At 72.7% G+C, this 14,648-nt stretch carries 14 protein-coding genes; 3 read left to right on the forward strand and 11 right to left on the reverse strand.

The window, feature by feature from the left end; genetic code table 11:
- Positions 1 to 166: 166 nt before the first annotated feature.
- The 3 genes from Q1V71_RS02925 to Q1V71_RS02935 form a co-directional block, all read right to left on the reverse strand.
- Positions 167 to 427 carry a hypothetical protein gene (locus Q1V71_RS02925; protein WP_300640561.1) on the reverse strand — a complete coding sequence of 87 codons (261 nt, stop codon included), beginning with the start codon at positions 425 to 427 and terminating at the stop codon, positions 167 to 169.
- An 83-nt stretch (positions 428 to 510) separates the two neighbouring features.
- The gene (locus Q1V71_RS02930; RefSeq protein WP_300640563.1) at positions 511 to 1,071 is read right to left on the reverse strand and encodes a hypothetical protein; all 561 of its coding nucleotides are present in this window, start codon (positions 1,069 to 1,071) and stop codon (positions 511 to 513) included.
- Positions 1,072 to 1,095: 24 nt separating this feature from the next.
- Positions 1,096 to 2,499: an O-antigen ligase family protein gene (locus tag Q1V71_RS02935; RefSeq protein ID WP_300640564.1), complete on the reverse strand. Its 1,404-nt coding sequence runs from the start codon at positions 2,497 to 2,499 to the stop codon at positions 1,096 to 1,098.
- A 93-nt stretch (positions 2,500 to 2,592) separates the two neighbouring features.
- Between Q1V71_RS02935 and Q1V71_RS02940 the strand changes: the two genes are divergently transcribed.
- Positions 2,593 to 3,993, forward strand: a complete 1,401-nt coding sequence (locus Q1V71_RS02940; RefSeq protein ID WP_300640566.1) for an aspartate ammonia-lyase — start codon at positions 2,593 to 2,595, stop codon at positions 3,991 to 3,993.
- A gap of 29 nt (positions 3,994 to 4,022) precedes the next feature.
- Here Q1V71_RS02940 and Q1V71_RS02945 read toward each other — a convergent pair whose 3' ends face one another.
- The 4 genes from Q1V71_RS02945 to Q1V71_RS02960 form a co-directional block, all read right to left on the reverse strand.
- The gene (locus Q1V71_RS02945; RefSeq protein WP_300640568.1) at positions 4,023 to 4,484 is read right to left on the reverse strand and encodes a thioesterase family protein; all 462 of its coding nucleotides are present in this window, start codon (positions 4,482 to 4,484) and stop codon (positions 4,023 to 4,025) included.
- 237 nt (positions 4,485 to 4,721) lie between these two features.
- Positions 4,722 to 5,366, reverse strand: coding sequence for a lytic transglycosylase domain-containing protein (locus Q1V71_RS02950; protein WP_300640570.1), 645 nt, complete (start codon positions 5,364 to 5,366; stop codon positions 4,722 to 4,724).
- A 182-nt stretch (positions 5,367 to 5,548) separates the two neighbouring features.
- Positions 5,549 to 6,892: a PhoH family protein gene (locus Q1V71_RS02955; RefSeq protein ID WP_300640653.1), complete on the reverse strand. Its 1,344-nt coding sequence runs from the start codon at positions 6,890 to 6,892 to the stop codon at positions 5,549 to 5,551.
- A 376-nt stretch (positions 6,893 to 7,268) separates the two neighbouring features.
- On the reverse strand, positions 7,269 to 8,042 hold the full coding sequence (locus Q1V71_RS02960; RefSeq protein WP_300640572.1) for an isoprenyl transferase: 774 nt from the start codon (positions 8,040 to 8,042) through the stop codon (positions 7,269 to 7,271).
- Positions 8,043 to 8,182: 140 nt separating this feature from the next.
- Here Q1V71_RS02960 and Q1V71_RS02965 point away from each other — a divergent pair, with 140 nt between their 5' ends.
- Positions 8,183 to 8,935 carry a hemolysin III family protein gene (locus Q1V71_RS02965; RefSeq protein ID WP_300640574.1) on the forward strand — a complete coding sequence of 251 codons (753 nt, stop codon included), beginning with the start codon at positions 8,183 to 8,185 and terminating at the stop codon, positions 8,933 to 8,935.
- Between the two features lie 17 nt (positions 8,936 to 8,952).
- Here Q1V71_RS02965 and Q1V71_RS02970 read toward each other — a convergent pair whose 3' ends face one another.
- Positions 8,953 to 9,843, reverse strand: coding sequence for a DUF1353 domain-containing protein (locus Q1V71_RS02970; RefSeq protein WP_300640576.1), 891 nt, complete (start codon positions 9,841 to 9,843; stop codon positions 8,953 to 8,955).
- A gap of 193 nt (positions 9,844 to 10,036) precedes the next feature.
- Positions 10,037 to 11,113 (reverse strand): LacI family DNA-binding transcriptional regulator, encoded by a 1,077-nt coding sequence (locus Q1V71_RS02975; RefSeq protein ID WP_300640578.1) that lies wholly within the window; start codon positions 11,111 to 11,113, stop codon positions 10,037 to 10,039.
- Between the two features lie 71 nt (positions 11,114 to 11,184).
- On the opposite strand from Q1V71_RS02975, the gene Q1V71_RS02980 reads away from it, so the two are divergent.
- Positions 11,185 to 12,624: a GH1 family beta-glucosidase gene (locus tag Q1V71_RS02980; RefSeq protein ID WP_300640580.1), complete on the forward strand. Its 1,440-nt coding sequence runs from the start codon at positions 11,185 to 11,187 to the stop codon at positions 12,622 to 12,624.
- A gap of 13 nt (positions 12,625 to 12,637) precedes the next feature.
- Here Q1V71_RS02980 and Q1V71_RS02985 read toward each other — a convergent pair whose 3' ends face one another.
- A complete protein-coding gene (locus tag Q1V71_RS02985) occupies positions 12,638 to 13,597 on the reverse strand; it encodes a carbohydrate ABC transporter permease (RefSeq protein WP_300640582.1) in 960 nt (319 codons plus the stop codon).
- Positions 13,594 to 14,571: a carbohydrate ABC transporter permease gene (locus tag Q1V71_RS02990; RefSeq protein WP_300640584.1), complete on the reverse strand. Its 978-nt coding sequence runs from the start codon at positions 14,569 to 14,571 to the stop codon at positions 13,594 to 13,596. The genes Q1V71_RS02985 and Q1V71_RS02990 overlap by 4 nt, the downstream gene beginning before the upstream one ends.
- Between the last annotated feature and the right edge of the window lie 77 nt (positions 14,572 to 14,648).

The raw sequence follows: 14,648 nt of genomic DNA on the forward strand, positions 1-14,648 counted from the left end.
CAAGATCCGACTCCGCACCCGCATGGCCTTCGGCTTCAAAGACCCCGACGCCCTCATCGCGCTGCTCATGCTCACCCTCGGCGGACACCGACCCACACTCCCAGGCCGAACATGACCCACACATCAGTCACAAGAGCCCGAGTCGGCGCGGACCTGCGGGCGCGGGTCAGTTCTTGTTCGAGCCCGCGCGGGCGTTGGGGCCGGTGGGGCCCTCGTCGACCCTGCCGGACTCGCCGTCGGGCTGACCGGCGACCGACTGGTCGTCGCTGATCGGCTCGTGGGCGCGCTCGAAGTTGCCCACCTCCGAGACCTGGCCCTCGGAGGCCTGGCCGTCACGGCCGTCGGCCTGCTCCGCGGGCTCGCGCTGCGCCTGCTCCCGACCGTCCTGCTGCCGCTCGTGCCGCCGGTCGTCCTCGCGCTCGCTCATGCCACCGAACGTAGTCCGCGGACGCCGCGGCCCGTTCACCCGACCGGTCGAGCGCCGCGGACGAGCAGGGACGGCGTACGACGTCAGCGGCGCGGCCCGCCGGGAGGCACCGGGTCCGGGGGCGGGTGGTCCCCCACGGCCTCGTGCTCGCGCTCGCGCACGGCGATCCGGATCTGCTCGAGGTTGTTGCGCAGCAGGTCGGAGACCAGCTCGTCCATGCGCGGGTCGCCGAGCATGTCGACCACGACCCGCAGGACGGTCTCGGAGACCTCCGAGACCAGCGTGTCGTAGCCGGGGAACCTGCTGACCAGGCGCAGGTTGGGGTCGGCCCGCACCTTCTCCAGCGCCAGCGCCTTGAGCTCGTCGTGGTTCTCGACGAGCGCGTCGGAGATGTTCTTGGTGTAGTGCCCGGTCCGGATCACCGCGACCACCTCGTCGAGCACGACGATCGTCAACGGGCGCTTGATCAGGCCGAGCAGCTTGTAGGCCAGCTGGCTGGCGCGGCGCACGACCGAGGGCCGGTGCATCCCCATCCGCACCAGCAGGGCCCCGACGATGGCCGAGGCGATCGAGCCGCCGACCACGATGGTCAGGACCAGGAGCAGCACCTCCAGGGTGCTGAGTCCGTCGAGCCAGGCGTTCACGCTCCGAGACTACGGAGCAGCGGCTCATCCCAGCGGCGCGTTGTGCGACAGCCCGCCGCCCCAGGCCGCGACGGCGGCGGCCACCAGGAGCAGGGCAGGCGCGAGCGGCACCACGACCGACCACCCCCGGGGAGCACGCCGGTGGCTGCCGGCGGTCGCCGGGTCGACCGCCCCGGTGCCCGGCGGCAGGGCGAGCGCGGCGACGAGCGGCACCATGAGCAGCAGGCTCGGGTAGGCCCAGTCGAAGTCCATGCCGGAGTGCAGGCCCAGGACCAGCAGCGTCACCGCCGCGCCGACCTGCGTGAGGTCCCCGCGCCGCACCGCGGCGGGCAGCGCGCGCGCCACCGTCCACGCCACGGTGGCGAGCACCCCGAGCAGCGGCAGCGCCAGCAGCAGCCCGCCGTCGGAGAGCGCCTGGAGGTAGCCGTTGTGCGCGTAGGCCGTCGCGCCCGCCCGCTCCCCCACCTCGGCCGCGACGGTCCCGGCGCGGAAGCCGTCGAACCCGCCACCCGTGAGCGGCCAGCGCGCGAAGACGTCCCAGGCCGCCGCCCAGTCCTCGACCCGGGTCACGCCGTTGTCGACGAAGCTCTCGGAGCGCGCGGCCGTGCCGGCGGTCGGCGCGACCCGCTCGTCGAAGAACGGCGGACCCGTGAGCAGCCAGCTCGTCGCCCACCCCAGGCCCAGGCCTCCCAGCACGCGCAGCCGCGGGGCGATGGAGCGGCCGGCCAGGGCAAGCAGCAGGACGGCGCCGAGGAGCAGGCCGAGCTGCGAGCCGCGGCTGGTGGTGAAGAGCGTCCCGGCGACGGCCAGCGGCGCCACGACCCAGCCGAGCCGTGCAAGAGGACCGCCGCCGGCGAGGGTGGCCAGCGCCAGCAGCGCCGCAGCCGCCAGGAAGATGCCGACCTGGTTGTGCCAGTAGAACGTCCCCTGGAACAGCTTCTCGGGGTCCTGCGCGCCCCACCAGGGCAGCCAGCCCTGCGCGAACTGCGCGCCGGTGGCCGTCAGCAGGGCGGTGAGCAGCACGAGGCGGCGTACGTCGTCGCGGGCCCAGGCCAGCAGCAGCAGCCCGGTCTGGGCGGTGAGCACCCAGGCCGCCGCGTCGTCGCGGCCCGCGAGCCCGGTCGGCGCGGTGAGGACGACGGCGACCGCGCCCAGGGAGAGGGCGTGCCCCAGCAGCAGCACCGGTCGGCGCAGCACCCTGTCGGGTCGCACCAGCAGCCAGCCGAGCGCGGCCAGGACGCACCCGACCGAGAGGACGTGCGGCTCGCGGCCGCCGGTCCCCCAGGTCAGGTACGTCGCCCACCAGCCGAGCCCGGCCACCACGGCCGCGTCCGGCAGGTGGCGCCGTGCGGTGTGCAGGTGCCGTCGCGCGGGCGCGTGGGGCTGCGGCGCTGGTGCCAGGTCGGTCCCGGTGTCGAGCAGGGTCACGCCCGGTGTCTCGGTCGGCCGGGCACGCGACTTGACCGCCCTCACCCCTCCGCGCGTGCGGCGACCGGCCGCGGCCGCACTAGCGTCGGTGGCATGAGCAGCGAGCGTGAGGACCAGGAGCTCCGCACCGAGCACGACTCGATGGGCGAGGTGCAGGTGCCGGCGCAGGCCCTGTGGCGGGCGCAGACCCAGCGTGCGGTCGAGAACTTCCCGATCAGCGGCACCCCGATCGAGCCCGCGCTCGTGCACGCGCTGGGACACGTCAAGGCGGCCGCGGCCCTGGCCAACGGTGAGCTCGGGGTGCTCACCGAGGAGCAGGTGGGGGCGATCGTGACGGCGGCGACCGCCGTGGCCGCGGGGGAGCACGACGACGCCTTCCCGGTCGACGTCTTCCAGACCGGCTCGGGGACCAGCTCCAACATGAACGCCAACGAGGTCGTCGCCACCCTCGCCGCCCGCGCGGGCACGGAGGTCCACCCCAACGACCACGTCAACGCCAGCCAGTCCAGCAACGACACCTTCCCCACCGCGATCCACGTCGCGGCGACCCTCGCGGTCGCCGAGGACCTGCTGCCCGCGCTCGACCTGCTGGCGGGCTCGCTGGAGGCCAAGGCCGAGGAGTTCGCCGACCTGGTGAAGGCCGGTCGCACCCACCTCATGGACGCCACCCCGGTGACGCTGGGGCAGGAGTTCTCGGCGTACGCCGCCACGGTGAGGTACGCCGGCGAGCGACTCACCTCCGTGCTCCCCCGCGTCCGCGAGCTGCCGCTGGGCGGCACGGCGGTCGGCACCGGCATCAACACCCCCGACGGGTTCGCCGCCCGCGCGATCGAGCTGCTGGGCGAGCGCACCGGCCAGCCCTTCACCGAGGCCCGCAACCACCTCGAGGCCCAGGGCACCCGCGACTCGCTCGTGGAGCTGTCCGGGGTGCTGCGCACCATCGCGGTCGGGCTCACCAAGATCTGCAACGACCTGCGCTGGATGTCTTCCGGCCCGACCACCGGCCTGGCCGAGATCCACCTGCCCGACCTCCAGCCGGGCTCGAGCATCATGCCCGGCAAGGTGAACCCGGTCCTGCCCGAGGCGACCCTCATGGTCTGCTTCCAGATCGTCGGCAACGACGCGGCGGTCACCGCGGCCGGCGCCAGCGGCTCCTTCGAGCTCAACGTCGCGATGCCCGTCATCGCGCGCAACGTCCTGGAGTCGGTGCGGCTGCTCGCGGCCTCCACCCGTGTGCTGGCCACCCGCTGCGTCGACGGCATCACCGCCGACGCCGAGCGCATGCGCACCTACGCAGAGTCCTCCCCCTCGGTCGTCACGCCGCTCAACAAGCACCTCGGCTACGAGGAGGCCGCGAAGATCGCCAAGGCCGCGCTCGCGGAGGGCCGCACGATCCGCGAGCAGGTGCTCGCCATGGGGTACGTCGAGCGCGGGGACCTCACCGAGGCCGAGCTGGACGCCGCTCTCGACGTGGACGCCATGACCGGCCGTTGAGCCAGCGCACAAGCCCCGGACGGCCCGCCTCAGCGCAGGCCGACCGGCTCCCCGGCGTACCTCTGCAGCGTGGCGCGGACCTCGTCGGTCATCGCCCACGACGCGTTGGTGCGGTGGTCCCACAGCACGCAGGAGGTCTCCGCGACGATCGCCGGCGCGTGGTCCTCGGCGACCCGCAGCTGCGAGGCGACGGTGAAGGAGGAGCGGCCGACGCGGGTGACCCACAGTCGCAGACGGAAGGAGGTGTACGCCGCGAAGCGCATCTCCGCGTGGTAGTCCACCCGCTGCGACCCCACCAGCTCCACGACGCCGTCGGGCAGGCCGCCCAGGAGACCGGCACGCTCCCCCGCGGGCGGCTGGAGCTCGGCGTAGCGGAAGAAGAGGATCCGCGCCTCGTCGAGGATGCGGATCGCCTCGACGTTGTCGACGTGGCCGCCGAGGTTGACGTCACGCAGCCGCGCCTGGATCTCGCACTCGAAGACCTCGCTCACGGGGCGATCATCGCGTGCTGCTCGCTGCGGTCGTCCGACCGGGTCGGTCACCGGGTCTCGACACGCGGGTCACGGCTTCGCAGGCTCAGCCGTGCCGCTCGCTCGACCACCAGCGTTCCCCTCGCTCCGCTCAGGGAACCTCGACACGCGGGTCACGGCTTCGCAGGCTCAGCCGTGCCGCTCGCTCGACCTTCGCGGGACCGACGCCGACCTCCTCCGTCGGTCGCGGTCGCCCGCTCAGTACCAGTTGTTGCCCTGCTTGAACGACCACGCGCTGCAGGGGCTGCCGTAGGAGTCCTGGATGTAGTCAAGCCCCCAGCGGATCTGCACCTCGGCGTCGGTCATGTAGCCGGCCGGCAGGTCGTGGAGCTGGGTGAGGGCCTGGGGGATGCCGTAGGCCGAGGAGGTCGGGTTGTCGGCGTCGACGCGCCAGTCGCTCTCGCTGACCCACAGGGAGTCCAGGCAGGAGAACTGGTCGGCCCAGCCGTAGGTCGGCAGCAGCGCGCGGGCGATGTCGCGCGGGTCCTCGTCGGAGAGGTCCTCGCTGCGGGTGACGGCGTTGCCGGGCTCCTGGGACAGGGCGGCCTGCTTGGCCGGGTCGGCGGCACCGCGACGGTCGGCGGTGCGGGAGACCCCCTCCTCGCGGGTCTCGCGGCCCGCGGCGGCGGGGATGCTGACCCCGGTCTCGGACGCCGGGTCGCCGGCGGCCAGCGTGGCGACGGTGGAGACCGGCGAGACGACGATGCCGGTGCCGACGGCCGCACCGGTCGCGGTGACAGCCACGGAGGCGACCATCGTCGTGCGGGCCGCGGTGCGCGCGGCAGCGGTGCGGGAGGCCTTGGGCGCGGCGTGCTTGGGCGTGTACTTCTTGGGCTTCGACACAGGCAGGAACCAGGGGGTCGACGGCGGGGGATGTCGTGACCCTCAGGTCACGAAAGGGTCACGATGCCCCACGGCTGGGTTTGACGCAAAACGGCGTCCACAGCCCGACCCCGACCCCACGCCGTACGACGACGCGCCGGCCCCGCAGGAGCGGGACCGGCGCGTGCCGAGCCGTGGCGGTCTCAGACGACCATGTGCTCGAGCATCTCGGTGACCAGCGCCGCGATCGGCGACCGCTCCGAGCGCGTGAGCGTCACGTGCGCGAAGAGCGGGTGCCCCTTGAGCTTCTCGATCACCGCGACGACGCCGTCGTGCCGCCCGACCCGCAAGTTGTCGCGCTGCGCGACGTCGTGGGTCAGCACCACCTTGGAGTTGGCCCCGATGCGCGAGAGCACGGTCAGCAGGACGTTGCGCTCCAGGCTCTGGGCCTCGTCGACGATGACGAACGAGTCGTGCAGCGACCGGCCGCGGATGTGGGTCAGGGGCAGCACCTCGAGCATCCCGCGGTCGAGGACCTCCTCGATGACGTCGCGCGAGGTCATGGCGCCGAGGGTGTCGAAGACGGCCTGCGCCCAGGGCGACATCTTCTCGCCCTCGGACCCGGGGAGGTAGCCGAGCTCCTGGCCGCCGACGGCGTAGAGCGGACGGAACACCACGACCTTCTTGTGCTGGCGGCGCTCCATCACCGCCTCCAGGCCGGCGCACAGCGCGAGGGCCGACTTGCCGGTGCCGGCGCGACCGCCGAGGGAGACGATGCCGACCTCCGGGTCGAGCAGGTGCTCGAGCGCGATCCGCTGCTCCGCGGAGCGGCCGTGCAGCCCGAAGGCCTCGCGGTCGCCGCGGACCAGGTGCACCCGCTTGTCGGCCCCGAGCCGGGCCAGCGCGGTGCCGCGGTCGGAGAGCAGCACCAGCCCCTGGTGGCACGGGAGCTGCCGCGCCTCGGCCAGGTCGATCACGCCGTCGTCGTACAGCTCGTCCAGGTCGCTGGCCTCCACCTCCATCTCCGCCATCCCGGAGTAGCCCGGGTCGGAGTCGGAGATGGTCTCGCCGCGGTACTCCTCGGCGTCGAGGCCGACCGCCGAGGCCTTGATCCGCAGCGGCAGGTCCTTGGAGACCAGCGTGACCGCGGCGCCCTCGTCGGCGAGGTTCTTGGCCACCGCCAGGATGCGGGTGTCGTTGTCACCGAGCCGGAAGCCCGACGGCAGTGCGGTGGGGTCGGTGTGGTTGAGCTCGACGCGCAGCGACCCGCCCTCCTCGCCGACGGGCACGGGCGCGTCCAGGCGGCCGTGGACGACCCTCAGCTCGTCGAGGTGGCGCAGCGCCGTGCGGGCGAAGTAGCCCAGCTCCGGGTGGTGCCGCTTGCCCTCGAGCTCGGTGATGACGACGACGGGCAGGACGACCTCGTGCTCGGCGAACCGGCGGATCGCGCCGGGGTCGGAGAGGAGGACGCTGGTGTCGAGCACGTAGGTGCGCACGAGCGGGGCCGGGGACTTCTTATCCCGGGAGGCGGACTGCTGAGACGCGATGGCCTTGGACGGCACGGTTACCCCTCACGGGCCGGCGCGCGCACTCCTCGCTCCGCCCCACTAGCTCACGCGGTGGGACCGGGACGCCCGGCGACGGGAGTGCCCGCCTCCGATCGCAGGGCAGGGGTACGCCTGCTCTGCGGTGCAGTCGTGAGTGCTCACGATCGGGCCTCCAGGTGCGGTGAGCTTCCCCACTCACCGGTGCTTGTGAAAGTACGCCGCGCCCCTGGCGATCCCGGACGACACGCCGTGTGCGGGGTGTGAACGCTGGGTGACGCGCGGGGGTGGGGGCGCGGCGGGGGTACTCCGAATCAGGATTGATACCGAGCGCACGCTCAGCATCAGAAATGATTCGGACTACCCACGACTCAGCGACTCAGGCCCCGAACCGCCGCTCGCGCTGGGCGTAGGCCCGGACCGCGCGGAGGAAGTCGACCTTGCGGAAGTCGGGCCAGTAGGCGTCGCAGAAGTAGAACTCCGACTTCGCGCTCTGCCACAGCAGGAACCCGCCCAGCCGCTGCTCCCCGCTGGTGCGGATGACCAGGTCGGGGTCGGGCTGGCCCTTGGTGTAGAGGTGCTCGGCGATCAGGTCGACGTCGACGTGGGCGGCGAGGTCCTCCATCGAGCGTCCCTCCGCCGCCGCCTCGCACAGCAGGGAACGCACGGCGTCGGCGATCTCGCGCCGCCCGCCGTACGCCACGGCGACGTTGACGAGCGTGCCCTCGACGTCACGGGTGGCCTCGGCGGCGGCCTTGAGCCGCTCGGCCGTGTCGGCAGGCAGCAGGTCGAGGGCACCGACGGGGTGCAGGCGCCAGCGACGCTGGTCGGCGAGGGAGTCCACCGCATCGGCGATGATGCCGAGCAGCGGCTCGAGCTCGTGCGCGGGCCGGTTGAGGTTGTCGGTGGAGAGTAGCCACAGGGTGACCACCTCGACGCCGATCTCGTCGCACCAGCCCAGCAGCGGCTCGATGTTGGCCGCACCGGCGCGGTGGCCGTGCGCGGTGTCGCGTCCCACGGCCTTGGCCCACCGCCGGTTGCCGTCGAGCATCACCCCGACGTGGCGCGGCACCGACTCCGGCAGCCGGCGCACCAGGCGTGCTTCGTACGCCGGGTAAAGCACCCGCCGCGCGCCCCGCTTCCAGTCCGCCACCGACCCAGATTAAGCCCCGCAGCCCCCCGACGGCAGCCTCCCCGCCGGGCCGGCGACGAGTCGCCGCGGGCCACCCGCGCGAGCCACGTCACGCCCCGCGACGAATGCCCGAAAGGGTGACCGCCGGGTACCGTGTGGGCATGAGCCACCACGTGCCTGACTCCGTCCGTGCACGCGTCGACTCCCTCCACGACTCCGTCACCGAGCACTGGGACGACCTGCGCGAGGACCTGCGAGAGATCAAGCCCAAGCTCCGCGGCTGGCTGCACCTCTCGACCGCGCCCCTGACGCTGGCCGCCGGCATCGTGCTGGTGGCACTCTCCCCCACCGCCGGCACCCGGGTCGGGTCCGCGATGTTCGCCGGCAGCGCGCTCCTGCTCTTCACGGTCTCGGCGGTCTACCACACCGGCACGTGGTCCCCGCGGACGTGGGCGTTCCTGCGCCGCTTCGACCACTCCAACATCTTCCTGCTCATCGCGGGCTCCTACACGCCCTTCGCGATCATCCTGCTCGAGGGCACCCAGCGCACCCTGCTGCTCTCGGTCGCGTGGACCGGGGCCGTGCTGGGTGTGGGCTTCCGGGTCTTCTGGACCGATGCCCCGCGCTGGCTCTACACGCCGATCTACATCGCGCTGGGCTGGGTGGCCGTCTTCTTCATCCCGTCCTTCTACCGCGGCGCCACCGAGCTGGGCACCGGTGTCGGCATCGCCGTCTTCACGCTGATCGCCGCCGGCGGCCTGCTCTACACCCTCGGCGGCGTGGTCTACGGCTTCAAGCGCCCCAACCCCTCGCCGCGCTGGTTCGGCTTCCACGAGGTGTTCCACACCTTCACGATCCTGGCGTTCGTCAGCCACTACGTCGGCGTCTCGCTGGCGACGTACGCCCTGCGCTGACCTCCTGCGTCGGGGTCTCAGCCCACCAGCGCCAGCCCGACGACCACGGCGCAGGCCAGCACGAGGGTCGCACCCGCGCGCGCGGCCAGCGTCGGGTGGCGCGTGACCAGTCGCTCGAGCGCCTGGTAGGCCAGGGTCAAGACCGCCAGGACGACGGTCACGTGCAGCAGCGCCGCCAGCCCGACGCCGAGGACGGCACCGGCCCGCGCGAAGCGACCCCACAGCGGTGCGAGCAGGAGCGGGACCACGACGGCGCCGGCGACCCCGCCCAGCAGCTCGCTCGCCCAGCCGCCCTCGGCGATCCACGGCACTCCCGTCGCGAGCGGCGCCGAGGCGTCCAGCAGGTCCCACGTCGCGCACCAGCCCAGCCAGGCGACCAGCAGCAGCGCGGCGAAGGGGACCACGCGGTACCACCCGCCCGGCCGCGGCGGCGCCACCCACAGCGTCACCAGGGTCACCGCGCTCCAGGCCAGCCACCGCCGCACCACCCCGGTGCCGGTGTCGGCCATGGCGTCGCGGAACACCCGGTCCGCCTCGACCCGGTCGACGACCACCCGTCCCTCGGAGACGTACGACGCCGCGCCGGCCTCCCCCGAGCCGGCCGGGTCCGCGACGAGCGCGTCGTGGACCAGCGCCGCGGGCAGGTGCCGGCCGCTGCGCGGGACCAGCCAGGTCAGGACCGACGGCACCGACGTGAGGTCGGTGGTGAACCGCGCCGGGTCGGCCGGCACCAGCAGCTCACCGAGGTGGCGGTCGGCGTACCCCACCCGGCGCAGCAGGGCGAAGACCTCCTCGTCACCCCGGGCCCGCCGCTCCAGCACGATCCGGGGCGGTTCGTCGCGCCGCGGCGGCTCCTCCGGCGTACCCCCGTCGAAAAAGCGCAGCTGCTCGGCCCGGACCGTCTCCACGCACCCGACCCTGCCACCGACCGACGACGCTGCGGCGGACCCCCGCGCGGGTCGACTGTGCCGGGAGGAGCCGCGGACCGGGCGCGCGGGGACGCGGGCCCCACCACCGACCAGTCGAATCAGCGCCGACTCACGCTCGCATCGCTGCCGAGTCACCCTCGAACCGGCGCCGAGTCACCACCCTGGCGACGGGTCAGTCGGGGGCGGGCGGCGCGGTCGAGGTGCGCACGACCAGCTCGGTGGGCAGCTCGACGTGCTCGACCAGCAGCGAGTCCGGGGACCGCTCGGACCCGGCCGCACCGGCGCCCTGTCGCGAGCCGCCGGCGGTGCGCCCGGCGCCCTCGAGCAGTTGCAGGATCTGGCGCGCAGCGACCCGGCCCTGCTGGAGCACCGGCTGGCGGATGGTGGTGAGGCCGACGTAGTGGGACATCTCGTGGTCGTCGACACCGACGACGGAGAGGTCCTCGGGCACCCGCACGCCGGCCTCCCTGGCGGCGTACATGACGCCGAAGGCCATCTCGTCGCTGGCGCAGAAGACCGCCGTGGGTCGGCAGGGCCGCTGCAGCATCTCGACGCCGGCGTCGTGGCCCCCCTCGAGCGTGAAGTGGCCCTCCAGCTCCAGGCAGGGATCCGGCTCGATGCCCGCCGCACGCAGGGTCGCGCGGTAGCCCTCGAGCCGCGCCCGCGGGGTCGCGAGGTCCAGCCCCTCGTCGCTGAGCTGCCCGACGTAGGCAATGCGCCGATGCCCGAGGTCGAGGAGGTGCTGCACCGCCGCGCGGGCCACGGCGTCGTCGTCCACGCGCACCGAGGGCCACTCCTGCACCCGCGAGCCGAGCGTGACCACGGGCATGCCGTGGCGAGACAGCCACAGCACCTCCTCCGGGGTCGGGCCCAGGCCGACCACGACGAGGGCGTCGGCGCGCTTGGTGACCAGCTGGGTCAGCAGCACCCGGCGCCGGGCGTCGGGGTCGCCGCCGATGTTGTAGAGCAGCACGTCGTAGCCGCGCTCGCGCAGCACCTGCTCGGCCCCGTGCACGACCGTCGCGAAGAACCAGCGCGTCACGAAGAGCACGACGATGGCGACCGTCCTGGTCTGCCCGCCGCTGGCCAGCCCGACCGCGTGCGGCGAGGGGACGTAGCCCAGCCGCACGGCGGCGTCCATCACCTTCGCCCGGGTCTCCTCCGAGACCCGCGGCAGCCCGCGCAGCGCCCGGGACACCGTCGCCGTCGACACCCCGGTCTCGCGCGCCAGGTCGTGGATGCTGGTCATCCGACTCCTCCTCCCCCGCTCCGTGCCGGCCGCTCTTTCGACCGGTAAACCTTTCCGCCTAGGCTGCTCCCATGAGCACCGCGCCCCACGCCACGCCCCGCCCGCCGCTCGACCTGCCGGTGCGGCTGCCCGACGGCTCCCGCCTCGAGCTGGGCACCGCCACGGCGTCGTACCAGGTGGAGGGCGCGATCCACGAGGACGGGCGCGGCCCCTCGATCTGGGACACCTTCACCGCGCGCGAGGGCACGATCCGCGACGGCTCGGACGGCGCGGTGGCCTGCGACTCCTACCACCGCTACACCGAGGACGCCGACCTGGTCGCGGGGCTCGGCCTGGACTGGTACCGCTTCTCCGTCGCCTGGCCGCGCATCATCCCCGAGGGCCGTGGCCGGGTCGAGCAGCGCGGCCTGGACTACTACGACCGGCTCGTCGACGCCCTGCTCGAGCGCGGGGTCAAGCCCACCGGCACGCTCTACCACTGGGACCTCCCCCAGGCGCTGGAGGACGAGGGCGGCTGGCTGGAGCGCTCGACCGCCGAGGCGTTCGCCGACTACGCCGAGGTCGTCGCCGCGCGGCTCGGTGACCGCGTCGGCATGTGGGCCACCCACAACGAGCCGTGGTGCGCGGCCTACCTGGGGTACGCCGCCGGCGTGCACGCCCCGGGTCGCCGCGAGGGCGGCCGGGCGCACCGCGCCGCCTTCCACCTCATGCTCGGTCACGCGCTGGCCGCCGAGCGGCTGCGCGCCCAGGCGAGCGCCGCCGGCCGCGGGATCGACGTCGGCATCGTGCTCAACAACGCCCCCATCTGGGCCGAGCGCCCCGAGGCCGCCGACGTGGCCGACGGGGTCGACGCGATCCGCAACCGGGTGTGGCTGGGCCCCCTGGTCGACGGCGCGTACGACGAGGGCATGCTGCGCGTGGCTCCCGAGCTGGCCGACGCCGAGCTGGTCCGCGAGGGCGACCTCGCGCGCATCCAGGGCTCGGCCGACTGGGTCGGCCTGAACTACTACACCCCCGTGCGTCCCGGCGTGCCCGGCACGGACGCGGCCGCCCGCGGCGACCACCCCGAGGGCGGCGCCTACCCCGGCGTCGCCCCCTTCGAGCTGGTCGTGCGCCAGCCGATCACCGACATCGGCTGGGAGATCGACGCCACCGGCCTGGACGAGCTGATCCGCACCACCGCCGAGCGCACCGGCCTCCCGGTGCTGGTGATGGAGAACGGGGCGGCCTGCGCCGACACCGAGGTGGTCGACGGGACCGTGCAGGACACCGACCGGATCGACTACCTGCGCGACCACCTGGCCGCCGCCGAGCGGGCCCGCGCCGCCGGCGCCGACCTGCGGGCCTACGTGGTGTGGACCCTGCTGGACAACTTCGAGTGGGCCGAGGGCTACACCAAGACCTTCGGCATCGTGCACATCGACCCTGCCACGCAGGCGCGCACCCCCAAGGCCTCCTACCACTGGCTGGCAGAGGCCGTGAGGGAGCGGACGACGCCCCCCGCGTCGTGAGCCCGGGCCTAGCTCATCCCTTGACACTGCCCGCGAGCAGCCCGCGCACGAAGTAGCGCTGCAGGGCCAGGAACACGATCAGCGGGATGATCAGGGACACGAAGGCACCCGAGGCCAGCAGCTGCCAGTCCTCGGCTCGTTGACCGACCAGGCTGACCAGCTTCACGGTCATCGGCGCGGCCTCCGGCGAGGAGAAGACCAGGGCCACGAGCAGGTCGTTCCAGACCCAGAGGAACTGGAAGATGCCGAAGGCGGCGATGGCGGGGGCCATGAGCGGCAGCATCACGCGGGTGAAGATCTGCACGTGACCGGCTCCGTCGACGCGCGCGGACTCGATCAGCTCGCCGGGGATCTCGCGCATGAAGTTGTGCAGCAGGAAGATCGCCAGCGGCATCGCGAAGATCGAGTGCGAGAGCCAGATCGTGTAGAAGCCACCACCGGGCGCGTCGCGACCGGCCAGCGGCAGCAGGTCGAACGGCGGGTCGACGTAGAGCGAGAGCAGCGGCACCAGGGTCACCTGGATCGGCACGATCTGCAGCGCGAAGACCGCCACGAAGAGGGTGTCGCGGAACTTGAAGTCCATCCAGGCGAAGGCGTACGCCGCCATGGTCGCCAGGCTGATCGGGATCAGCACCGAGGGGATCGTGATGACCACGGAGTTGACGAGGTTGGTCATCAGTCCGCCGCCGCCGGAGCCGCCCTCGAGCACCTGGGTGTAGTTGTCGAGGGTGAAGGAGGGGCTGGAGAAGAAGTTCCACCAGCCGTTGGACTTCACCTCGTTCTCCGGGCGGAAGGAGGAGATCAGCAGGCCGAAGGTGGGGATGGTCCACAGGATCGCGATGAGCAGCGCCGCGGCCGAGGCCCAGCGGTTGGTCAGCGCGGACTTGGCCGCCGTCGAGGCCGGGATCGGCTTGCCCGAGGAGGTCGGCTGCTCCGGCTGCGCGGGAGGTGCCGGCGGGGTCGTGGTGGTCATCGGGCCTCCAGCTTGCGCATCTGACGGACGTTGTAGATGACGATCGGCATGACCAGCACGAAGATCACGACGGCGATCGCGGCGGCCAGGCCCTGGTTCCCGGCGATGAAGTACTGCCGGTAGAACTCGTAGGCCAGCACGCTGGTGCCGAAGTTGCCGCCGGTCGCGGTCTGGACGATGTCGAAGACCTTGAGCGTGGCGATCGTGATGGTCGTGAGGACCACGATCAGCGTGGGTCGGATGCTCGGCACGGTGATGTGCCGGAACATCTTCCAGCCGCTGACCCCGTCGAGCCGGGCGGCCTCGACGATGTCCTCGGGGATGGCCTTGATGGAGGCCGAGAGCAGGGTCATCGCGAAACCTGCCTGGATCCAGACCAGAATCACGATGAGGAACAGCGTGTTCCACGGACCGTTGAGCAGGAAGTTGTAGGGCTCCAGGCCCAGCCACTGCAGGACCTGGTTGAGCAGGCCGATCTGCACGGTCTCCGAGCCCTGGCCGGAGCGGAAGTCGTAGACGAACTTCCAGATGATCGAGGCGCCCACCATCGAGATCGCCATCGGCAGGAAGAGCAGCGCCTTGGCGAACTTCTCGAAGGAGGCGCGGTCCACCAGCACGGCGTACAGCAGGCCGATGGCGGTGGAGAGCAGCGGGGTCAGGACCACCCAGAACAGGGTGTTGCGCAGGACCTCGAGCTGGTTGGAGTCGGTGAAGAGCCGCTGGTAGTTGTCGAAGGCCACGAACTCCTTGGTGAACACCGAGCCACCGAAGAAGGAGTCGTAGATCGTGACCCCGGCCGGGTAGAGCAGGCCGATGCCGATGAGCAGCAGCGAGGGGCCGAGGAAGGCCGCCGCCTGCACGCGCTCGCCGGAGCGGGAGCGCAGCCGTTGGGTCGCCAGCAGGATCAGGGCCACGACGCCGTAGAAGATGGCGACGGCGATGACCATCTGGACGAGCTTCTCAGGGGTAGTCAACGCGTCACTCCCTCATCGGGGCCGGGCTGCCCTCCGCTTAAAGAGGGTCCCGGGAGGTCGGGGGTCGGGCGGGGTCG

It is taken from the genome of Nocardioides sp., from assembly GCF_030149505.1.
Lineage (GTDB): Bacteria > Actinomycetota > Actinomycetes > Propionibacteriales > Nocardioidaceae > Nocardioides.